General features: G+C 70.2%; 19 protein-coding genes. 13 read left to right on the forward strand and 6 right to left on the reverse strand.

Annotated elements, in window-relative coordinates:
• Positions 1-3,217 (forward strand): hypothetical protein (locus VH914_09425; protein ID HEX4491410.1); only part of this gene is annotated, 3,217 nt, incomplete at its 5' end.
• Between the two features lie 77 nt (positions 3,218-3,294).
• Here the strand turns inward: VH914_09425 and VH914_09430 are convergent.
• Positions 3,295-4,530 (reverse strand): CAP domain-containing protein, encoded by a 1,236-nt coding sequence (locus tag VH914_09430; protein ID HEX4491411.1) that lies wholly within the window; start codon positions 4,528-4,530, stop codon positions 3,295-3,297.
• 126 nt (positions 4,531-4,656) lie between these two features.
• Between VH914_09430 and VH914_09435 the strand changes: the two genes are divergently transcribed.
• The gene (locus tag VH914_09435; protein HEX4491412.1) at positions 4,657-4,980 is read left to right on the forward strand and encodes a metalloregulator ArsR/SmtB family transcription factor; all 324 of its coding nucleotides are present in this window, start codon (positions 4,657-4,659) and stop codon (positions 4,978-4,980) included.
• Positions 4,977-5,456: an SRPBCC family protein gene (locus VH914_09440; GenBank protein HEX4491413.1), complete on the forward strand. Its 480-nt coding sequence runs from the start codon at positions 4,977-4,979 to the stop codon at positions 5,454-5,456. The genes VH914_09435 and VH914_09440 overlap by 4 nt, the downstream gene beginning before the upstream one ends.
• Here VH914_09440 and VH914_09445 read toward each other — a convergent pair.
• The gene (locus tag VH914_09445; protein HEX4491414.1) at positions 5,453-7,411 is read right to left on the reverse strand and encodes an NAD(P)/FAD-dependent oxidoreductase; all 1,959 of its coding nucleotides are present in this window, start codon (positions 7,409-7,411) and stop codon (positions 5,453-5,455) included. The genes VH914_09440 and VH914_09445 overlap by 4 nt on opposite strands.
• 113 nt (positions 7,412-7,524) lie before the next feature.
• Between VH914_09445 and VH914_09450 the strand changes: the two genes are divergently transcribed.
• Positions 7,525-8,433 carry a phytanoyl-CoA dioxygenase family protein gene (locus tag VH914_09450; protein HEX4491415.1) on the forward strand — a complete coding sequence of 303 codons (909 nt, stop codon included), beginning with the start codon at positions 7,525-7,527 and terminating at the stop codon, positions 8,431-8,433.
• A gap of 18 nt (positions 8,434-8,451) precedes the next feature.
• Positions 8,452-9,753 carry a hypothetical protein gene (locus VH914_09455; protein ID HEX4491416.1) on the forward strand — a complete coding sequence of 434 codons (1,302 nt, stop codon included), beginning with the start codon at positions 8,452-8,454 and terminating at the stop codon, positions 9,751-9,753.
• Here VH914_09455 and VH914_09460 read toward each other — a convergent pair whose 3' ends face one another.
• Positions 9,754-11,475 carry a GMC family oxidoreductase gene (locus VH914_09460; GenBank protein ID HEX4491417.1) on the reverse strand — a complete coding sequence of 574 codons (1,722 nt, stop codon included), beginning with the start codon at positions 11,473-11,475 and terminating at the stop codon, positions 9,754-9,756.
• A 238-nt stretch (positions 11,476-11,713) separates the two neighbouring features.
• Here VH914_09460 and VH914_09465 point away from each other — a divergent pair, with 238 nt between their 5' ends.
• The 3 genes from VH914_09465 (at position 11,714) to VH914_09475 (ending at position 14,180) form a co-directional block, all read left to right on the forward strand.
• Positions 11,714-12,484: a tyrosine-protein phosphatase gene (locus tag VH914_09465; protein HEX4491418.1), complete on the forward strand. Its 771-nt coding sequence runs from the start codon at positions 11,714-11,716 to the stop codon at positions 12,482-12,484.
• Between the two features lie 99 nt (positions 12,485-12,583).
• The gene (locus tag VH914_09470) at positions 12,584-13,255 is read left to right on the forward strand and encodes a dienelactone hydrolase family protein (GenBank protein ID HEX4491419.1); all 672 of its coding nucleotides are present in this window, start codon (positions 12,584-12,586) and stop codon (positions 13,253-13,255) included.
• Between the two features lie 40 nt (positions 13,256-13,295).
• A complete protein-coding gene (locus tag VH914_09475; protein ID HEX4491420.1) occupies positions 13,296-14,180 on the forward strand; it encodes an NAD(P)-dependent oxidoreductase in 885 nt (294 codons plus the stop codon).
• Positions 14,181-14,291: 111 nt separating this feature from the next.
• Here the strand turns inward: VH914_09475 and VH914_09480 are convergent, their stop codons facing one another.
• Entirely contained in the window at positions 14,292-14,885 is a 594-nt protein-coding gene (locus VH914_09480) for a DUF2087 domain-containing protein (protein ID HEX4491421.1), read from the reverse strand.
• A 151-nt stretch (positions 14,886-15,036) separates the two neighbouring features.
• Here VH914_09480 and VH914_09485 point away from each other — a divergent pair, with 151 nt between their 5' ends.
• The 5 genes from VH914_09485 to VH914_09505 all read left to right on the forward strand — a co-directional run bounded on the left by VH914_09485 (position 15,037) and on the right by VH914_09505 (position 19,146).
• Entirely contained in the window at positions 15,037-15,759 is a 723-nt protein-coding gene (locus VH914_09485) for a PIG-L deacetylase family protein (protein HEX4491422.1), read from the forward strand.
• Positions 15,760-15,918: 159 nt separating this feature from the next.
• Positions 15,919-16,491, forward strand: a complete 573-nt coding sequence (locus VH914_09490; GenBank protein HEX4491423.1) for a sigma-70 family RNA polymerase sigma factor — start codon at positions 15,919-15,921, stop codon at positions 16,489-16,491.
• Positions 16,488-16,718, forward strand: coding sequence for a hypothetical protein (locus VH914_09495; GenBank protein ID HEX4491424.1), 231 nt, complete (start codon positions 16,488-16,490; stop codon positions 16,716-16,718). Before VH914_09490 ends, VH914_09495 begins: the two co-directional genes overlap by 4 nt.
• Positions 16,719-16,781: 63 nt before the next feature.
• On the forward strand, positions 16,782-18,734 hold the full coding sequence (locus tag VH914_09500) for a primary-amine oxidase (protein ID HEX4491425.1): 1,953 nt from the start codon (positions 16,782-16,784) through the stop codon (positions 18,732-18,734).
• On the forward strand, positions 18,715-19,146 hold the full coding sequence (locus tag VH914_09505) for a nuclear transport factor 2 family protein (protein HEX4491426.1): 432 nt from the start codon (positions 18,715-18,717) through the stop codon (positions 19,144-19,146). Before VH914_09500 ends, VH914_09505 begins: the two co-directional genes overlap by 20 nt.
• Positions 19,147-19,153: 7 nt before the next feature.
• On the opposite strand, the gene VH914_09510 is transcribed toward VH914_09505, so the two are convergent.
• Positions 19,154-20,176 (reverse strand): hypothetical protein, encoded by a 1,023-nt coding sequence (locus VH914_09510; GenBank protein HEX4491427.1) that lies wholly within the window; start codon positions 20,174-20,176, stop codon positions 19,154-19,156.
• A gap of 53 nt (positions 20,177-20,229) precedes the next feature.
• Positions 20,230-21,156, reverse strand: coding sequence for a sensor domain-containing diguanylate cyclase (locus tag VH914_09515; GenBank protein ID HEX4491428.1), 927 nt, complete (start codon positions 21,154-21,156; stop codon positions 20,230-20,232).
• Positions 21,157-21,262: the final 106 nt, after the last annotated feature.

Raw genomic sequence — 21,262 nt, forward strand, 5'->3', positions numbered from 1 at the left:
CTACACCGTCGCCGACCCGCAGGCGCCGCTCGCGAACGCGGGCACGGCGCAGACGGGCAAGGTCGCGGGCGCGGTCGTCACGCTCGACGGTTCGGGATCGAGTGACCCGAACGGGCCGCCGGCGTTGCCGCTCACGTACACCTGGTCGCAGACGGGTGGCCCGACGGTCGCGCTCTCCGACGTGCACGCGCAGAAGCCGACGTTCACGGTGCTGCCCGTCGACAACCCGTCGGGCAACAGCTACCAGTTCAGCCTGACCGTCGACAACGGCTACCTCACGAGCTCGGCGAACACGAGCGTGGGCGCGGTCGCGAGCACGCCGACCGTCGCCGCGCCGACCAAGGCGCGGCCCGGTGGCGGGACCTTCGTCGAGGGTGACGTCGCCACGCTGAGCGTGGCGATCACCAACCCCGACGGCACGGCCGAGGGCGACTACAGCTACCTCTGGACGCAGTCCAGCGGTGTGACGGCCGCGCTGTCGTCGACCACCGCGGCGCACCCGACGTTCGTCATCCCGACGCAGACCAACGGGACCACTGCCTGCACGAGCGGCACCACGGTCACGGGCTGCCCCGAGTACAAGGTGACGGTCACGAAGACCAACACCAACAAGTCGTCGGCGCTGTCGGCGACGCTCGCGAACTACACCGCGGCGTTGCCGACCACGCCGGTCGCGAACGCCGGGCCCGCGCAGACCCTCCCGAACAACGGTGGGCTCGCGACGCTCGACGGCTCCGGGTCGACGCAGGCGAACGGTCACGCGATCAGCTACGCGTGGACCCAGACCGGCGGTCCGAGCGTGACGCTCTCCGACGCGACCGCGCAGAAGCCGACGTTCACGGCGACGTCCGGTAGCAGCTCGGCGACGACGTACACGTTCTCGCTGGTCGTGAAGGACACGCAGAACACGGTGGCGACGGGCGGCAACACCAACACGTCGCTCGCCAAGACCACGACGGTCACGGTGGTGCCGGATCACGTGGTCGCGAGCGCGACCGCGAACCCGCTGACGGGTGTGGCCGGAACTGCGGTCACCCTCGACGGCTCGGGATCGACGGATCCGAACCAGGCTGCGCTCACCTACACGTGGACGCAGGTCAGCAACGGCGCACCGACGGTCACCCTGTCGGACGCGAACGCGCAGAAGCCGACGTTCTCGGCCCCGGCCGCAGCGGCACCGGCGGGCTACACCGCGCAGTTCAACCTGTCGGTCACGAACGGCGGGCCGAACCCGGCCGACAGTGACACGACCACGACGCCGGTGAGCATCGCGATCGCGGCGAGCACACCGACGGTCGCGGCGCCGACCAAGGTCCGCGACGGCGGCGGCGCCACGTTCTTCACCGGTGACAAGGTCACCCTGAGCGTGGCGATCACCAACCCCGACGGCACGGCCGAGGGTGACTACAGCTACCTGTGGGTGCAGTCCACCGGCGTGACGGCCGCGCTGTCGTCGACCACGGCGGCGCACCCGACGTACATCATCCCCACGCAGACCAACGGGACCACGGCCTGCGTCAGCGGCACCGGGGCCACGGGCTGCCCCGAGTACAAGGTGACGGTCACGAAGACCAACACCGGCAAGGCGTCGGCGCAGTCGGCCACGCTCGCGAACTACGCGAGCACCCTGGCGACGCGTCCGGTTGCCAACGCGGGTAGCGCACAGGGTGTGAAGGTCGCCGCTCCGGTGACCCTCGACGGCTCGGCCTCGACGCAGGCCCAGGGCCACCCGATCAGCTACGCGTGGAGCCAGACCGGCGGACCTGCGGTGTCGCTGTCGTCGACGACGGCACAGCAGCCGACGTTCACGGCGCAGAGCTCACCGACGAGCTACACGTTCTCGCTGACCGTCACGGACACGCAGAACGGCGTCGCCGGCTCCGGCACCAGCGGCAAGACGTCGACCGCGAGCACGGTGATCATCACGGTCAGCGACTACGCGTCGCCGGCGGTCAATGCGGGCTCGCCGCAGAGCGTGCACGTGCTCGACCCGGTGCAGCTCAGCGGGTCCGCTTCGCAGGGCGACGGTCACACGCTCGTGAACACCTGGTCGCAGGTCAACGGCGCCCCGGTGACGTTGTCCAGCACCCACGCGTTGAACCCGACGTTCACTGCGCCCGCGTCGCCGTCGAGCTTGCAGTTCCAGCTCTCGTCGACCGACACGCAGAACCCGAACTCGGCGGCCGCGACGACGACGTCGACGGTCACGATCACGGTGGCGGCGTTCGATCCCCCGAACGCGAACGCGGGGCCCGACCAGGCCGGCGTCCGCTCGTCGGGTCACGTGACGCTGAACGGGTCCGGCTCGTCCGACCCGGACGGCTTCCCGCTCACGTACTCGTGGCTGCAGACGTCCGGTCCGACGGTCACGCTGTCGAACGCCCATGCTGCGAAGCCGACGTTCGTCGCACCGGTCAACCCGTCGACGCTCAGCTTCCAGCTGACGGTCGACAACGGGTTCTTCTCCGGCACGGCGAGCGACTCGGTGAGCATCAGCGTCGCCGGAACGCCCGGGCTCGACTTCGCGGCGACCACGACGCTCAAGCGCAAGAACGGGGTGCAGGGCCAGTTGGCGTCGGACGCCATCCAGGTGAACGTCACCAACCCCGGTCAGTTCACCGAGACCCTCACCACGGGCATGGTCTCCGCGACCGTCACCGTGAACGGCGTGGACAAGTCGAGCGACGTGGTGATCAAGTCCCGCCCGTCGGTCGTCCTTCCGCCCGGCCAGAGTGCGCTGTACACGCTCACCTGGACCCACGGCGACACGTTGAACATCGGGGACGCGGTCGTGATCTCCGGATGCGTGGCGTACCCGGGTGACGGAGCCCCCGGCAACAACTGCTCGGTGGTCCAGCAGCCCGCGGTGCCGATCGACGTCGCCGTCTCGAAGGTGACGCTGCCGAAGATCCGGCAGGCCGGAACGTCGACGGCGATCACCGTGGCGGTCAAGAACAACGGCAGCGAGGAAGTGTCGCCGCTCCGACCCGGCCAGGTCGTGGTGACGGTCACCGTGGGCAGTGGCGCCCCGGTCACGCTCTCGACGCCGGGTGGCGAGAAGCTCGTCGATGCCGGCAAGACCACGAACTACAAGTTCACGTGGAACCACGGCTCGATTCCCGTCGGCACGAACGTGTCGGTGACGGCGACGGTGAACATCACCGGGAACACGTCGGCATCGAGCACGAACGGCGCGAGCGGCGTCTCCGTCCTGTAGCCGCTCCTCACACTTGGATTCGGGCCCGGTCGCAAGACCGGGCCCGAATCGCGTGTGGAGTCAGCCGACCGCGACCGTCAAGACGGTGCGCCGAAGTCCTGCGTCCAGTACGCGACGTGTGAGCGGCTGTACGCGCAGCCCACGCCGATCTGGCTGTAGTGCGGGCTCAGGATGTTCTCGCGGTGGCCGGTGCTGTTCATCCAGCCGGTCATCACCGCGTCGGGTGTCGTGAAGCCCACCGCGACGTTCTCGCCCCACCAGCCGGCGGGGTAGCCGGACTGTTGGATGACGGTCGTCCAACCGTCGTGGCTCATGAGGTTGCTCGTCGCCTGGATCGCGCTGCGCCGGCTGGCGGCCCACATCAGCTGGCTCGAGACCGAGAGCGATCCGAGGCCGTGCGCGTTGCGCTGCGCGTTCACGCTCGCCACGATCGCGCCGAGGTACGACGACGGGCACGGGCTGCTCGGGCACGAGCTCGGCTGCGACTGCGACGCCGCGCTCTGCGCGGTCATCTGGCGCAGCGAGCCGTCGGAGCCGGCGATGATGTAGCCGTTGGTCGTCGGGATGATGCCGACGACACCGATGCACGATCCCGCGGTCGAGCCGTAGAAGTGGGCGTCACCGAAGGCGAAGATGCCGCCGTCGGATGCGACGAGCCAGTAGCCGTGACCGTCGTGCGTCGCCGCCATCGCGCGCACGGGCTGCGCGAGGTGGATGCCGCCGGTCGAGCCGGCGAAGCGCGCCTGTCCGAACGTGAAGATGCCGCCGTCCGCGGCGACGAGCCAGTAGCCCGCGACCGAGGGCTGGGTGGCCATGCCGACGATCGGCTGGTTCAGATGGATGTTGCCGGTCGACCCGTAGAAGTGCGCGTCGCCGAAGGCGAAGATGCCGCCGTCCCGGGCGACGAGCCAGTAGCCGTGACCCGTCTTCGTCGCGGCGATGCCGACGATCGGCTGATTCAGGCGGATCGCGCCGGTCGAGCCGTAGAAGCGCGCGCCGCCGAAGCTGAAGACACCGCCGTCGGCACCGAGCAGCCAATAGCCGTTGCCGGCCGGGAGCGCGGCGATGCCGACGATCGGAGAGTGCAGCGCGAAGCCGGACAGCCCGCCGTAGTTGTGCGCGCTGCCCGTGGTCGACACCTGGCCACCGGCCGTCACGGTCCAGCCTGCGGTGCCGCTCGCGTTCGAGGTTGCCGCGACCACTGGTCCGCTGCCCCCACTCCCCGAGACCTCCGCTCCCAAGGGCATATTGGCGCCACCAAAGGTCGCGACCATGCCCCCGACGAGCAGACATGCAATGGCGACGCGCTTCATGGGGACCTCCTCCAGCCTTCCAACTGCCTCACTTAGTTCGGCCGGTTGCGGGGTCACCTTGACGACGGAGCGTGGCAATTCGAGCAACAGTTGACGTCGAAGTAGGTAAGTATTAACTTACGGTAAGTGACAACGAACCAAGTTCTCGACGCCCTCGGCGACCCGACCCGGCGGGCGGTCTGCGAGCGGCTGGCCGCCGGACCGCTGCCCGTCGGAGAGCTCGCGGCGGCGCTGCCGGTCAGCCGGCCCGCGGTGTCCCAGCACCTCAAGGTGCTGAAGGACGCGGGGCTCGTCGTCGACCGGGCCGTCGGGAACCGACGGCTCTACGCGTTGAATCCGAGCGGGGTCGCCGTGCTGCAGCAGTGGCTGGATCGCATCTGGAGCGACGCGCTCGCGGCGTTCAAACAGGCCGTCGAACAACCCGAAGAACCCACACAGGAGGGGTCATGATCACGTCTGAGGAGACGTCCGTCTCGAAGTCGATCGTCGTCCAGGCGCCCATCGAGCGCGCCTTTCGCGTCTTCACCGAGGACTTCGACTCGTGGTGGCCGCGCACGCACCACATCGCCACGGCCGAGATGGCGAAGGCGTTGCTCGAGCCGCGCGTCGGGGGCCGCTGGTACGAGCAGGGCGTCGATGGGTCGGAGTGCGACTGGGGACGCGTGCTCGCATGGGACCCGCCGCGTCACGTCGCGTTCTCCTGGCACCTCAACGGCGCGTTCCAGTACGAGGCCGATCCCTCGCACGCGAGTCGGGTCGACGTTCGCTTCACCGACGAGGGCGACGGCGCGACGCGCGTCGAGCTCATCCACTCCGAGCTCGATCGGCACGGCGACGGCTGGACCGATCTGCGCGACGGCGTCTCCGGTCAGGGCGGATGGCCCGAGCTGATGAGCCGCTACGGGCAGCGGGTCGCCGCGGCTTAATCGAGGACTTCGTACTCGGAGAGGTCGGGAGCGAGCGTGCGCTGCCAGTACTCGAGCAGCGTGAACGGCCAGTTCTGCGCGACGTGGCCGTGCTCGTTCTTGTACCAACTGTTGACGGTCGAGCATCCCCAGGCCATCAGCGCGTTCTCGGCGTCGACGCGTTCGTTGAACTCGTCGAACACGGGCCGGCGCACGTCGAGGGCGCGGTGATGGCCGCGCAGGAGCTCACCGATGCAGCCGAGGACGTAGCGGACGCCGCATTCCGAGAAGTAGATGATCGACCCGTTGATCACGATATTCGTGTTCGGGCCGTAGAGGCAGAACAGGTTGGGGAACTCGGGGACCGTGATGCCGAGGTAGGCGCGCGCGTCGCCGTGCCACTGCTCGTGCAGGTCGACGCCTTCGCGCCCGAACACCTTCATCGGTGTGAGGAACTTCGACGCCTCGAAGCCGGTGCCGTAGATGACGACATCGACGATGTGTTCCTCGCCGTCGGCGGTCACGACACCGTTCGGCGTGATCTCGCGGATCGACTCGGTCACGAGGCGCACGTTGTCGCGCGTCAGCGCGCCGGCCCACACGCCGTTGTCGCGCAGCAGTCGCTTCGCGCCCGGAGGATACGTAGGGATGACGTGCGGAAGGAGATCGGGACGTGCCGCGAACTGCGTCTCGAGGTACTGCGTCAGCATCATCCGGAGGAAGTCGTTCATCACGCTGACCGACGCGTCCTTCGGCTCCCACGCGGGGTCGACGCGCACGCCCTGGAGCACGCCGTCGCCCATCTTCCAGAAGATCCAGAAGCGGTTCCACTCGCTGTACGACGGCACGTGTGAGTAGAGCCACTGCAATCCCGACTCGACGGCGGCGTGATAGTCGCCGGTCTCGCCGAGCCATGGCGGCGTGCGCTGGAACACGAGCAGCTCGCCGACGACGGGCGCGATCTCGGGGATGAACTGCACCGCGCTCGCGCCGGTGCCGACGACCGCCACGCGTTTGCCGCGCAGGTCGACGCTCGCGTCCCAGCGCGCGGAGTGGAACGCGGGGCCCGCGAACGAGTCGCGCCCCGTGATCGGAGGCAGTGACGGTCGATTCAGCTGCCCGACCGCGCTGATGACCGCGTTCGCGGTGATCGTGTCCTCGCGACCATCGTGATCGCGGGTCTGCACCGTCCACGCGCGCTCCGCGTCGGACCATGTCGCCGAGGTCACCTCGGTGCCGAACCGAATGTGCGCGCCTAAACCGAACTCTTTCGCGCAGCGTCGGAAGTAATCGAGCAACACGTCCTGGGTCGAGAAGTGGAAAGGCCAGTCGTGTCGTTGCGCGAAGGAGTAGCTGTAGTTGTGGTTCGGGTTGTCGACGCGGCAGCCGGGATACGTGTTCTCGAGCCACGTGCCGCCGACGTCGTCGTCCTTCTCGACGACGACGAACGGCACGCCCGCCTGTTGCAGCCGGTGCGCGGCGAGCAGTCCCGACATGCCCGCGCCGATGACGACGACGGAGAAGTCGGTGTCGGGCGCGAGCTGCGACTTGTGCCACGCCGGCGCGCGCCGGTCCTCGCCGCGGAACGCGAGCTCCTCCTCGAGCAGCGGCAGGTACGGCGCCATGTCGCTCACGCCGACCGCGAACTCCATGATGCGCAGCAGGTCCGCGTCGCTCGGCGGTGGCACGACGCGACCGCCGCCGTCGCGGAAGCGCGCGAGCACGTCGAGCGCGATCGCGCGCACCTCGGCCTGTTGCTCGTCGGTGAGCCCGCCCTGCGGGAGCGCGGTTGCGAGCAGCGGGTCGGGTCGCAGGTGATCGCGCAACAACGACAGATCGCCGGTGAGGTACGCGAGCGCGGGCAGCAACGGCGGGATCTCGGCGTCGGCGAGGAAGGCGCGGATCTCGTCGTCGGTCTCGGTGATCGGCGCGATCTCACCGACGAACGGGCTCGACGTGAAGGCCGTGTCACTCACCGCGCCATCTTGCTCGATTGGCGCACTCGCCGCGCCCGACGCGCTCAGCCGCCGACACCGGCGGGCCGCTCCGCGACCGCCGGTTCTGGCCGGAACCCCCACGTAGCCTGACCATGACGACGGGGGTGGTCATGGCACCGATGGTCGAACGATTCGACGCCAGGAGCGGAGAGCCCGACGCCGACGCGGTCCACGCCGCGTTCGAACGCGACGGCGTCGTGATCGTGGAGCACCTGCTCCCGATGGACGTCGTGCAGCGGGTCAATGACGACGTGGAGGCGGCCGTCGCGGCGGCCGATCCCGACGAAGAGATGCTCAACCCGGTCATGAAAGTGTTCCACGGGCCGTTCACGAAACAGGTCGCGGGGATGCCGGGTCTGTCGCCGACGTTCGCGGTCGACGTGATGTGCCATCCGTTGCTGCTCGCGCTGTGCGATCGCGTCCTCTTGCCGTCGTGCGCGCGCTATCAGCTCAACCTCGGGCACCTGTTGCAGCGCGGTCCCGGTTCCGACGAGCAGTGGTTGCACCGCGACGAGCTGGTGTGGGCCGACGTGCCGTGGCCGCACCCCGAGCTCCAGCTCGCGACCGTGATCGCGTTCGTCGACTTCACGCGCGAGAACGGCGCGACGCGTGTCGTGCCGGGAAGCCATCGATGGGAGGACCGCACGCGGCCCGCGATGGAGCAGGTGCTCGCGCCGCCGCCGCTCGAGGCCGCCGCCTACGCGGAGATGCCCGCGGGCTCGGCGGTCATCTACTCCGGCGGCACGATCCACGGCGGCGGCGCGAACACGACCGACGTCGCGCGCCGCGGCGCGCACCTGAGCTACTGCCTCGGATGGCTGCGCACCGAGGAGAACAACTACCTGTCGACGCCGCCCGAGCTCGCGGCGCGCCTGCCGCGGCGCGCGCAGGAAGTGCTCGGCTATTCGGTGCACGACAGCATCGAGCGTGGCGGCGGCTATCTCGGCATGGTGCGGATGCAGGATCCGGTCGAGCTCCTCGCGCGCGGAGAGCTGACCTGAGGGCGAAGGGGTGAAGCGATGGTGGGGCGACGGATCACGGTCGGGCTGGTGATTGTGGGGCTCGTCGGCGCGTGCGCGGCCCAAGCGGACGCGTCGACGAGCAGCCAGTCGGTGGCGGGCGAAGCGACGGGGTCGCATTTCCTGACGTTCACGCCGGAGAACACGCACGAGGAGGTCGGCAACTACCACTCGCTCGGCCAGCTCGGCAACGGGTCGTACGACATCACGACGACCGAGGCGACCGTGTGCTCACACGGCGACGCGTCGCAGTCGCTCACCGGCACCGCGACGCTGCAACGCGACGATGGCGCGCAGCTGCGAGGCACCGTCGTCGGAACCCAGTCGTGCTTCGCCGACGCAGATGGCACCTCGGCGGTGACGTTCACGCTCATCCTCACGAGCGGAACGCGTGACCTCGTCGGCGCGCGCGTGCAGTTCACGGGCCGGTTCGGCAACGTCGTCGCCATTCCGGACGGCGACCGCGGCGACGAGACGCTGACGATCGCGGGGTCGCTGTCGACCACGAAGCGCCTCGGCTGGTGGACGCTCGGTCAGTCGGGGAGCGTCTACGCGTTCGGTGGCGCGCCCTACCTCGGCCGCGCGACCACACCGACCGCGCCCGCGACCGCGCTCGCCGCGACACGCGACGGCGGTGGCTACTGGGTCGTCAACTCGCTCGGTCAGGTGTACGCATTCGGCGACGCGCGTTGGTCCGGCAATGCGGACCGTTCGGGTTGGTCCGCGTCCGAGCGCGCGGTGAGCATCGTGTCGACCGCCTCGGGAGCCGGGTACTGGTTGTTCACGAACGCCGGTCGCGTCGTGCCGTTCGGTGACGCGCCCAACCTCGGCGAGTTCTTCCCGCTCCCGCTGAACCGGCCGATCGTCGCCGCGATCGCGACGCCGTCACATCACGGCTACTTGCTCGTCGCCTCCGACGGCGGTGTGTTCGCGTACGGCGACGCGCAGTTCCGCGGCTCGACCGGCGCGTTGAAGCTCAATCGCCCGATCGTCGCGGCGGCCGCGCCGTGCCCGTGGGCGATCGACGGGTGTCAGAGCCCCGGCGGCGCGGGCTACTGGCTGATCGCGTCGGACGGCGGCGTGTTCGCGTTCGGTGGCGCGCCGTTCCGGGGCTCGCTCGGCGGCCGCGCGCTCACGGCGCCGATCGTCGGCGCTTCGACGTACGGGAGCTTCAGTGAGGGCTACGTGCTGACGAGCAGCACCGGCGACGCCTTCGACTTCTCGTCGAACCCGTTCTTCGGTTGGTCCGACACGAACGCGCTCACCTCGCCACCGATCGCCGGGATCACGGCGACCGGCTGATCATCCCTGCGCGGCCAGGTGCTCGGCCGCGCGCCACGCCAGCGCGAGGATCGTCAGCACCGGGTTGGCGCCGCCGTTCGTGACGTGCACGCTGCCGTCGGCGACGACGATGCGTTCGGTGCCCCAGACCCTTCCCCACGGATCGGTCGCGCCGTCACGGGGCGACGCGGCCATGCGCGCAGTGCCGGCCTGGTGCTGACCGCCGGACAGCACCCGCCGTGTGGGTGCCGCGGTCCACGTGTCGCGCGCGCCGGCCGCGACGAGCCACTCTTGCGCACGCTCGGCGACGAACGCGGCCACGCGCAGATCGGCCTCGTGTTGCTCGCCTTCGAATCGCGCGACGGCGACGCCGTACTGGTCGGTCACGTGATCCGCGAGTCGGACGCGTGCGGCGCGCGTCGGGATCTCCTGCACCGGTCCCATCACGTGGCCGGTGCGCAGGTAGCCCTCGGTCATCGCGGCGCGGACCGAGTCGTCGTCGCGCGCGATGTTCGGAGGCAGGGCCCATACGAGATGCAGCGCGGGCAGCTTCACGAACTCGTTCGCGAGCAGTCCGCCACCGACGATGCCGTCGTTGCCGTGCGAGAAGTCGCGCGTCGCGATCGCCGGCCCCGGACCGAGCCCGTCGATCACGACGTCGTCGAACCGTCCGTACGCGCCCGCGTAGGTGTGGCCCTGCAGGCAGTGGCCGACCCAGTCGTTGCCGAGCCCGCTCACGAGCAGCAGACGCGCGCTCTCGACCGCGCCACCCGCGAGCACGACGCGCCCACCGCGTACAACTCGCTCGCCGTTTGCCGCGCGCAACGTCACGTTGCCGTCGTCGTCGACGCGCACGGCCTGCGTCTCGCCGATCAACGTCGCACCCGCCGCGATCGCGCGCGCGAGCACCGTGGTCGCCGTGCCGTTCTTCGCGTCGACCGGACACGCGAAGCCGACGCAGAAGCCGCAGCGCACGCACGCGGCGCGGCCGCCGAACGGGATCGAGTTCGCGAGCAACGGAACCGGCGCGGTCGACCAGCCCAGCTCGCGCGCGGCGGCGTCGAGCCGGCGCGCCTCGGGCGAAGGTGAGAACGGGGGCATCGGGTAGCCGCGAGTACGTGGGGCTTCGAGCCGGTGACCGGTCGCGCCGGCCACGCCGAGCTCCCATTCGACCCGGTCGTAATAGGGCGCGAGGTCGTCGTAGGTGATGGGCCAGTCGGCGAGCGCGGATCCTTCGGGTACGCCGTAGCGCGTCGCCATGCGGAAGTCGTCGGGCAGGAAGCGCCACGCCTGCGCGCCGAACACGCGCGTTCCACCGCCCGCGGTGATCGCGTTGTGGTGGTAGCCGTCGTCGGTCGGCCCGAGCGCGACCTCGACGCCCGCGTCGTCGACAGTCGCGCGCGGATGGCCGGTCGGACTCACGCCGTCGCCGCGCGCGGGGAAGCGGTGGTTGCGCAGATGGTCGCGAGGTACGTCGTCGCGATCGAGCCAGCGACCGCGCTCGACGACGAGCACCGATGCACCCGCCTCCGCGAGCACACACGCGCTCACGCCCCCGCCGGCGCCACTGCCGACGACGATCACGTCGTATCGCGCGCGCAGGTCGCGCAGATGAATGTTCGGTGGCGCGGCGATGTGCGGCGGCGGATCAGGCACGCCGAGCGGGAACGGCTCGTAGCCGATCTCGCTCCATGCGCCCGACTCGGGATCCGCGTAGAACGCGACGAGATCGCGAGCGTTCACCGCGTGGGTGAATCAGGCGAAGTGGGGAAGCGCCGCAGGGAGAGCCGCTAGTAGCTGTTGCGCTTGGCGGCCTTCTTGGCCTGCTTGTCGGCCCGCTTCTCCTTCAGGGACTTGCCGGCCTTCTTGCCGTCGTTCTTCTGCGGAACCTTGTTCGGCATGACGCGTACTCCCTCGTCCGGCGAGTCGGCCCGGGCAACGTACCGCACGACCGATTCCGGCGCCGTGCGAATATGACCTCGTGACTGCGGAATCCCCTCGCCGCATCGAGCTCGACGGTCCCGCGAACTTCCGGGACCTCGGCGGCTATCCGACGGCGGCCGGCCGGCTGCGCCGCGGCCGGGTGTTCCGCAGCGACTCGCTCTCGCGGCTGAGTGCCGAGGATGTCCGCCACCTGGTCGAGGTGCTCGGGCTCGTGACCGTCGTCGACCTGCGCGCGGGTCACGAGGTCGAGACCTATGGGCACGGCCCGCTCGGGGCGCACGGCGTGGTCGTCCATCATCTGCCGATCGCCGACGAGACGCGCGCCGAGCACGTCGAGCGTCCGCCCGACGCGCCCGATCCCGCGACGATGACGCTCGACGAGATCTACGTGTTGATGCTCGATCGCTACGCCGACCGGTTCGTGCGCGTGCTGCGCGCGCTCGCCGACGAGGGCGCGCACCCGATCGTCTTCCACTGCGCGGCCGGTAAGGACCGCACCGGAATCGTCGCCGCGCTGCTGCTGTCGGTGCTCGGTGTCGACGACGAGGTGATCGCCGCCGACTACGCGCTCACGGCGGAGCACATCGGCGAGCTGCTCGAACGCCACCGCGCGCAGGCCGAGGCGGCTCGTGCTCCCGTCGAGGTGAGCGATCCCTTCTACGCCGCAGAGATCGACGTGATGCGACGCACACTACGCGAGCTGCGGGAACGCCACGGAGGCGCGGAGCACTACCTCGAGACACACGGCCTGGAAGCGGACGCGCTCGTGACGCTGCGGCGCGCATTGGTCGAGCCGGCCGCGCGCTGAGGGCGCGCCGGAGCGGGTAGACAGTCGCCGTCCGACCCACTGAGCTCGAGGGGACAGTCGATGGTGCAACAGATCTCGCTCGCGACGGCCGACGGTGACATGCCCACCGCGCTCGCGACTCCCGACGGCGACGCGCGCGGCGGCGTCGTCGTGGTGCAGGAGGCCTTCGGTGTCACCACGCACATCGAGAGCATCTGCGATCGTCTCGCCGCCGCGGGCTACACCGCGATCGCGCCCGCGTTCTTCCACCGCTCGGGCTCGCCGGTGCTCGACTACGGCGACTTCGAGCAGGTGCGCCCGGCGATGATGTCGCTCACCGCCGGCGGCATCGAGACCGACCTCGACGCCGCGTTCGCGGAGCTGAGCTCGCGAGGCTTCTCCGATTCGGCGACGGGCATCGTCGGCTTCTGCATGGGCGGGTCGGTGACGCTGTTCGCGGCGACGCAGTGGACGCTGGGCGCGGCCGTCACCTTCTACGGCGGCGGGCTCGCGGAGGGCCGCTTCGGCTTCCCGTCGGGGCTCGACATCGCGCCCGGACTCCAGACGCCGTGGCTCGGCCTCTACGGCGATCTCGACCAGGGCATTCCGATCGACGAGGTCGAGGCGCTCCGGCGGGTCGTCGCCGAGGCGCCCGTCGACGCCGAGGTCGTGCGCTATCCGGACGCGGGTCACGGCTTCAACTGCAACGATCGGCCCGACGCCTATCACGAGCCGTCGGCGAAGGACGCGTGGCAGCGCACGCTCGACTGGTTCGGCGCGCATCTCGCGTAGCGAGCGCGCGTGAGCCGCCGTGGGTGAAGATGTCGGGGTGCTGAGCGGAGAACGAGTCCTCGTCACGGGCGCGACCGGCCAGGTCGCGCTGCCGATCACCCGAGCGCTGGCGCGCGACAACCAGGTCACCGCGCTCGCGCGGTTCCGCGATGCGAACGCGCGCGCCGAGCTCGAGGGCGTCGGCGTGCGCTGCCTCGCGGTCGACATCGCGCGTGACGACCTCGCCGCCGTTCCCGACGAGTTCGACGTCGTGCTGAACCTCGCGGTCGTGAAGTCGGGCCGGTTCGACCTCGACATCACCGCGAACGCAGAAGCCGCCGGTCTGTTGATGGCGCGCTGCCGGGGCGCGCGGGCCTTCCTTCATTGCTCGTCGACGGGCGTGTACGCGCCCGCCGGGCATCACAAGCTGCGCGAGGTCGATCCGCTCGGTGACAACCACCGGGCGATCATGCCGACCTACAGCATCGCCAAGATCGCGGCGGAGGCCGTCGTGCGCACCGCCGCGCGGCAGTGGGACCTGCCGACGACCATCGCGCGCCTGAACGTGCCCTACGGCGACAACGGCGGCTGGCCCGCGTTCCACCTCGCGCAGATCCTGAACGGCGACCCGGTCGCGCTGCATCCCGAGCGACCGAACCAGTTCAATCCGATCCACGAAGACGATCTCGTCGCGATGATCCCGGCGCTGCTCTCGCGCGCGTCGGTACCCGCGACGATCGTGAACTGGGCGGGCGACGAGACGGTGTCGATCGAGGAGTGGTGTCAGTACATGGCCGGGCTCGTCGGCAAGGACGCGAGCTTCGTCGTGACCGACCGCACGATCGCGAGCGTCACCACCGACAACACGCGCATGCACGAGCTCGTCGGCCCGACCACCGTTCCCTGGCGCGACGGCTTCGCCCGCATGGTGAACGCAAGCACGTAGCACGCCGCGCGTGCAGTCACAGGACGACTCGCTCCCACGCGGCCGAAGGCGCGGGCAGAGCGAGCGCAGAAGGACAGCTGTCGAGTCATTGCGCGCCGCAGGCCGGTGGCGTCAGTCCTTGTCGACGGGGTCGATCCGGCCACCGGAGCGCCAGTACTCGCCGTGGTCGCGCGAGAGGAAGCCGTCGTCGACGAGGTAGCGGCGCAGCGCGGCGGTGTCGGGGTGTACCTGCGCGAGCGAGAGGTTCACCAACGTCTCCGAATAGCGACGCCCCGGTTCGAACCGCTGCGCGAGCCACTCGAGCACGATTCGACGCTTGCCCCACGAGCTCGGGATCGAAGTGAGCCGGCCGTCGCGCACGAACGCGCGCAGCACCTTCGCCTCGTCGGGCGGCGAGTCGCCGTGCTCCTCGACGCGCGGCCGGTTCGCGGCGTCGGCACGCGCCGCGAGCGCGAAGGCGCGTTCGAGCAGCACGTGATCGTCGCCGGCGCCGCTCACGACCAGCCCCGCGGTCTCGAGCCGGTTCAGCGCCCGCACCACTTCGCGCAGCCCGAGCCCACCGGCGTCGGCGATCTCCGGCGTCGTCGACGCGCCGAGCACCATCGCGGCGACGACCTTGCGGCGGTCGTCGTCGGCGAGCAGACCGATGAGCTCGCTGCCCTCCAGGAGCGGCGGCTCGGGCTCAGCGGGACGGCGACCGGGCATGCGGTCGAACTTATTCGCTCGCTCCCTCGCCGGCTCCCTTCCGCCGGCGCCGACTCACGCGCTCGCTGGCGAGCCTCGACGATTGTTCCGGTCTCGCCTCCGGCCGCGTGACCGGCAACGTACGGCTCGACCGTCCGCGTAACCTCGGCCCATGCTCGACGAGGCGACCGACATCAAGACGATCCTGGTGGTGACGGCCCATCCCGACGACGTCGATTTCGGCGCCGCGGGGTCGGTGGCGGCGTGGACCGACAAGGGGATCGATGTCCGCTATTGCATCGTGACCGACGGCGACGCCGGCGGCTTCGACCCCGCGGTGCCTCGCTCCGAGATCCCGCGCATCCGGCGCGAGGAACAGACGAACGCGGCCAAGACCGTCGGCGTCACCGAGCTGTACTTCCTCGGCTATCCCGACGGCCGGCTCCAGCCCACGATCGAGCTGCGGCGCGACATCTCGCGTGTCATCCGCCAGGTGCGCCCGGACCGCATGCTGTGTCCCTCGCCGGAGCGGAACCTCACGCGCCTCTACGCGAGCCACCCCGATCATCTCGCCGCCGGTGAAGCTTCGATCTGCGCGGTGTATCCGGACGCACGCAATCCGTGGGCGCATCCCGAGCTGCTGCAGAAGGAAGGGCTCGAGGCGTACACGGTGCCCGAGCTCTGGATCATGGCGTCGAACGATGCCGACTACTTCGTCGACACGACCGCGCAGATCGAACGCAAGATCGCGGCGCTGCTGTGTCACGAGAGCCAGATGACCGACCCGGATCACATTCCCAAGCTCGTCACCGACTGGGGCGCGGCGGTCGCATCGCGTGCGGGGCTGCCGGTCGATCGCTACGCCGAAGGTTTCCATCGCATCGACACCGCGTAGCGCTCCGGTCACCGACCGTTCATCCCGCGCGCCCGAGAGCGCGCGTTTCCTGAGAATCACCGGCGTTGTCGGAGCGTTCATCCGGCCTTGACCAAACTCTCAGGCAACCATGCGAGCGTCCCGAGCGTCTGTATCGATGAGCGACGCAAGGTGGATGGCGTGGGGGAGCGCATGCAGCAATCGAGAGAAGCCGCGTTCGAGGCGTGGGCGAGTGCGCGCGTCGCGTCGCTCCTGCGCTTCGGTTTCGCGCTGACACACGACGAAGGCGCAGCCGAGGATCTCGTCGAGTCCGCGCTCGTGCGCGCGGCGCTGGCGCACTGCGATCTCACGAACGGCGACGCCGAGCGCTACGCGCGTCGCATGATGGTCGCCGAGCAGCAACGGGCATGGCGGCGGCCCCGACGTCGGGCGGGGGTGACCGCGGAGTGCACCGACCCCCCGGCCGCAGCGCCCGCGCCCGACGTCGTCGACCTGTGGGCAGCCGAAGCCGCCGAGCGACGCGAAGCTGCCGACCAACGAGAAACCGTCGAGCAACGCGACGACGAGGAGCTCGCGGCGCGCGATCGCGTGTGGCGCGAGCTCGTCGACCTGCCGCCGCGCCAGCGCGCGGTGCTCGTGCTGCGCTGCTACGAGCGGCGCTCCGCACCCGAGGTCGCGGCGCTGCTCGCGTGCTCGGTCGAACGAGTCGAACGCGAAGCGCGGGACGCGCGCGCGGTGCTCGGATGGCGATGACGGCGGCACACCTCGACGGACCCGACCAGCACGACGGCGGCTTCGAGCAGCGCGTGCGGGCCGCGATCGCCGCGAACGTGGATCTGATGGACGGTCCGCCCCGGGTCGTCGAGCGGGCGATGTCGGCGACCCGGCACGCCCGGCGGCGACGCCGGCAACGGTGGCGCGTCGCGGTGGTCGTCACGTGTGCCGGCGTGGCGATTGCCGCGGCCGTCGCCATGGCATAGCGCCTGCGGGCGTGACTCGGGCCTGGCTGCGCCGAACTGTCGCGCGGCGATACGGTCCGCAGCATGACGGAGACGCTGACGCCGCCGACCGCGACGGCCGACCACCCGCTCGCGATGCTCTCGGCGGCCGAGATGAAGCGAGGCGGCGACATCGTGCTCGGCAGCGGCCGCCTGCCCGAGTCGGCACGCTTCATCCACCTCGTGCTGCACGAGCCCCCGAAGTCGGAGGTGCTCGCGTGGAAGCCGGGTGATCCGATCGACCGGCGGGTGCGCGCGCTCGTCGTGCCCGGTCCCGAGCTCGACCTCGTCGAGGCCGTCGTTTCGGTCACGACCGGCGAGATCCTCGAGTGGCGGGTCGTCGAAGGGATGCGTCCCGGCCTGATGTTCGGCGAGACCCTCACCTGCATCCTCGCGGTGAAGGAGCACCCGGAATGGCAGGCCGCGATGAGACGCCGTGGCATCACCGACTTCGACCACGTGCAGCTCGACCCGTGGCCGGCCGGAAACTTCGGACTGCAGCTCGAAGCGGGTCGCCGTATCAGCCGCGTGCTCTCGTACCTGCGCGAGTCGAAGACCGACAACGGCTACGCGCGTCCCATCGAGGGCGTGCTCGTGTTCTTCGACCTCAGCAAGGGCGAGGTCATCACGGTCGAGGACCACGGCCTCACGCCGCTGCCGCCCGAGCGCTCGAGCTACCTGCCCGAGGACGTCGGCGCGATGCGCACCGACCTGCGCCCGATCGAGATCACCCAGCCCGAAGGCACGAGCTTCACCGTCGAGGGCAACCTCGTGCAGTGGCAGCGCTGGTCGCTGCGCGTCGGCTTCGATCCGTACGAAGGGCTGACGCTGCACACGATCGGCTACGACGACGGCGGCACCGTGCGTCCGATCCTGTATCGCGCGTCGGTGAGCGAGATGGTCGTGCCGTACGGCCACCCGAGCCCGATGCACAACTGGAAGAACGCGTTCGACGCGGGCGAGTGGGGGCTCGGTCGCATGACGCAGTCGCTCACGCTCGGATGCGACTGCCTCGGCGTCATCCACTACTTCGACGCGCGGTTGAGCAGCGAGCAGGGTCACCCGTACACGATCGAGAACGCGATCTGCATGCACGAGGAGGACTACGGGATCCTCTGGAAGCACGTCGACCTGCACGGCGGCACGTCGGAGGTGCGCCGCTCGCGGCGGCTCGTGATCAGTTCGATCGCGACGGTCGGCAACTATGAATACGGCTTCTTCTGGTACTTCTACCTCGACGGATCGATCCAGCTCGAGGTGAAGCTCACGGGCGTGATCTCGCCGATGGCCGTCGGCGACGACCACGACGCCGGCCTCGCAGGACTCGTCGGTCCCGGCGTCGCCGGCCCGAACCACCAGCACCTGTTCAACGTGCGGCTCGACTTCGACGTCGACGGCGTCGACAACACGGTCTACGAGTGCGACGCGGTCACGGTCGACGCGGGCCCCGACAATCCGCTCGGGAACGCGTGGCGCGCGGTCTCGACGGCGCTCGCCTCGGAGCAGGCCGCGATCCGCGACACCGACGCCGCACGCAGCCGCGTCTGGAAGATCGTGAACCCGCAGCGCACGAACCGGCTCGGTCAGCCCGTCGGCTACAAGCTCATCCCGGGCTCCACGCCCACGCTGCTCGCGCGCGCCGACTCGAGCATCGCCGCGCGCGCCGGCTTCGCGCGCCACAACCTCTGGGTCACGCCCTACTCGCCCGACGAGCGGCGGGCCGCGGGTGAGTACCCGAACCAGCACGCGGGTGGCGACGGGCTGCCGCGTTGGACCGAAGCAGACCGCGCGCTCGTCGACACCGACGTCGTCGTGTGGCACACGTTCGGCGTGACCCACGTGGTGCGGCCGGAGGACTGGCCCGTCATGCCCGTCGAGTACGCCGGCTTCCTCATGGCGCCGGTCGGATTCTTCGATCGCAACCCCGCGCTCGACGTTCCCGCGGGCAATGGCCACTGCCACAGCGAAGGAGCGGTTGATGCCCTCATGGAGTCGTGACGAGCTCGAGCGGGAGTTCGTGAGGTACCAGGAGCGCGGCGCCGCGGGCGACTGGAGCGCGTGGGCCGACCAGTTCACCGAGGACGCGCAGTACGTCGAGCACCACTACGGCACGTTCGACGGGCGCGAGGCGATCCGCGAGTGGATCGTCGCGACGATGACATCGTGGCCGGGGAGCGAGATGCCGGTGTTCCCGGTCGAGTGGCACATCGTCGACGACGAACGCGGCTGGATCGTCTGCAAGATCTGGAACCGCATGCAGGATCCCGGCGACGGCTCGATTCACCAGGCCTACAACTTCACGCTGTTGAAGTACGCGGGCGACGGCAAGTGGTCCTACGAAGAGGACGTGTACAACCCCGCGCACTTCGCCGACATGATCAAGGGCTACCTCGCCGCGAAGAAGTCGTAGCGCGCGATCACGAGCTGCCGAGCGTCGACGTCTGCGGCACGTGATCGTGAGTCCAGCTCCCGACGGCGTGGCACTGCGTCGTGCTCGGGCACGACACCGCCGCGAGTGAGTTCGAGAAGTGCCCGCTCCGGGGCACGTTTTGGTGTGCCCACGTGGTGCCGTCCCACGTCAGCACCAGCCCGAGGCTGAACTTCGTGGTGCCGTCCTTCTCGAGCGGCAGCCACTTCCCGCGGTCCCAGTTGTAGTACCAGCCGCTCGTCATGCAGTACGTCGGCGACGCGCACGACACGCTCTGCAGACCCGCGAGCGTGCTCGGCGTGGGCGCGCCGGCGTCGGTCCAGTGCGCGCCGTCGAACGTCTGCACGCGGAGCTCGTCGTTGTTGATGGTCGTCGCGCCGATCGCCACGCACGTGGTCGCGCTCGGACACGAGAGGTCGGTGACCCACGGCTGGAGCCCGGAGCCGGCGACCGTCGTGAGCGACCCGTCGTCCCAGCGCTCGAAGAGCGGGGTCTCGATGTCGTGCTGCGACTGGTAGCGGTTGCCGACGACGAAGCACGTCGTGGTGGTCGGGCACGCGACGCCGAACAGGAGGTACGGCTTCGTGCCCGGCGGGTTCGGCACGATCGACCAGTGCGCGCCGTCCCAGTGCTCGACGAGCGCGGTCGTGTCGGGACGGAAGTTCGACTGCGACCACCCGACCGCGAGGCAGGAGTCCGGGCCCGAGCACGCGACCGACAGGAGGTTGGTCGACGCGTCCTTCCGGTTGCGCGTCGGCGCCATCTGCCAGTGGCGTCCGTTCCAGCGCATCCCGATCGTCTCGTAGACGTTGTCGACGAGGAACGTGCCGAGGGCCATGCACGACGACGGCGTCGCGCACGCGATTTCGCGCAGCTCGTTCGGCCCGTTGCCGCGGTTCGGGCTCGTCTCGAGCGTCCACGACGACGGTGCTGCGGACGCGCTCGCGGCCGACCCGATGACGAACGCCGTCGCGAGCAGAAGGCACGCGACGCGCCGAACGCTTCCGGCCATGATCCGATCCCCCGCCGAGTGCCCGCAATGTAGGCGCCGCGAGGGGTGATCGCTCAGGAGCTGATGCGGTTCCCGCCCGCGCGCTTGGCCCGGTACATCGCGGCGTCGGCCGCGCGGATGAGGTCGGTCGGATCGGCGTCCTCGCCGGCGTCGACGACGCCGATGCTCGCGGTCACGCAGACGGTCGCGGGCTCGAGGACGACGGGCCGGCAGAGCGCCGCGAGGAGCCGGTGGGGGAGATCCCGGCGGGTTTCGCGATCGACGACGTCGGGGCACACGACGACGAACTCGTCGCCACCGAGCCGCGCCACCGTGTCGTCGGGCCGCACGGTCTGGAGGAGCCGGCGCGCCACCGCGACGATCAGGGAGTCGCCGACCGCATGGCCGAGCGTGTCGTTCACGCCCTTCAGGCGGTCGAGGTCGACGAACATCACCACCAGCCGGCCGCCGGAGCGGCGCAGCCGCGCGCACGCCTGGCCGAGACGGTCGAGGAGCAGCACGCGGTTCGGCAGGCCGGTGAGCGGATCGTGGAGGGCGCGGTGTTGCGCCGCGCGCAGCGCCTCCTCGGCCATCACCCGGTTCGTGACGTTGTGCAGGAACGCCGCCACGAGCGCGCCGCCGGCGCCGTCCTGCGGCACGCCGAGGTTCTGGAGGGTGATCTCGTAGTCCTGGTAGGAGCCGTCGGCCGCGCGCAGCGGGACCCGGATGGAGGCGCGGTGTGCGGTGCTCGCCCGCGTGTCGGCGAACGCGTCGACCGCGGCCAGCACGTGGTCGGGGTGCACCAGCTCGAACAGCGGGCGGGCGTCCAAGGCGTCCGGGGCCGCGAGCTCGCCGGCGCGCCCGCCCGAGAACACGACGACGCCCTCGTGGTCGAGGACCGTGACCGGCTCGGGCAGGTACGAGAGCAGGCTCTCGGCCACGGTGGTCGGAAGCGCCTCGCGGCCCGGAATGGCGTCGCGCTGCACGGCGGAATCGTCCATGAAAGGTCCTCTGTCGGTCGGCGGCTGGCCCCGGAGCGCCCGCGCGCCGGGTGAATCGTCGATCGAACGCCCCAGCCATCCCGATCCGCTCGCCACTATGAGTGGG

Source organism: Acidimicrobiia bacterium (assembly GCA_036271555.1).
Lineage (GTDB): Bacteria > Actinomycetota > Acidimicrobiia > IMCC26256 > PALSA-610 > DATBAK01.

Coding starts and splice junctions, on each gene's coding strand:
- VH914_09430 (HEX4491411.1), bottom strand. CDS start 4,530: ATGAAGCGCGTCGCCATTGCATGTCTGCTCGTCGGGGGCATGGTCGCG.
- VH914_09440 (HEX4491413.1), top strand. CDS start 4,977: ATGATCACGTCTGAGGAGACGTCCGTCTCGAAGTCGATCGTCGTCCAG.
- VH914_09450 (HEX4491415.1), top strand. CDS start 7,525: ATGACGACGGGGGTGGTCATGGCACCGATGGTCGAACGATTCGACGCC.
- VH914_09455 (HEX4491416.1), top strand. CDS start 8,452: ATGGTGGGGCGACGGATCACGGTCGGGCTGGTGATTGTGGGGCTCGTC.
- VH914_09470 (HEX4491419.1), top strand. CDS start 12,584: ATGCCCACCGCGCTCGCGACTCCCGACGGCGACGCGCGCGGCGGCGTC.
- VH914_09480 (HEX4491421.1), bottom strand. CDS start 14,885: ATGCCCGGTCGCCGTCCCGCTGAGCCCGAGCCGCCGCTCCTGGAGGGC.
- VH914_09485 (HEX4491422.1), top strand. CDS start 15,037: ATGCTCGACGAGGCGACCGACATCAAGACGATCCTGGTGGTGACGGCC.
- VH914_09495 (HEX4491424.1), top strand. CDS start 16,488: ATGACGGCGGCACACCTCGACGGACCCGACCAGCACGACGGCGGCTTC.
- VH914_09500 (HEX4491425.1), top strand. CDS start 16,782: ATGACGGAGACGCTGACGCCGCCGACCGCGACGGCCGACCACCCGCTC.
- VH914_09505 (HEX4491426.1), top strand. CDS start 18,715: ATGCCCTCATGGAGTCGTGACGAGCTCGAGCGGGAGTTCGTGAGGTAC.
- VH914_09510 (HEX4491427.1), bottom strand. CDS start 20,176: ATGGCCGGAAGCGTTCGGCGCGTCGCGTGCCTTCTGCTCGCGACGGCG.
- VH914_09515 (HEX4491428.1), bottom strand. CDS start 21,156: ATGGACGATTCCGCCGTGCAGCGCGACGCCATTCCGGGCCGCGAGGCG.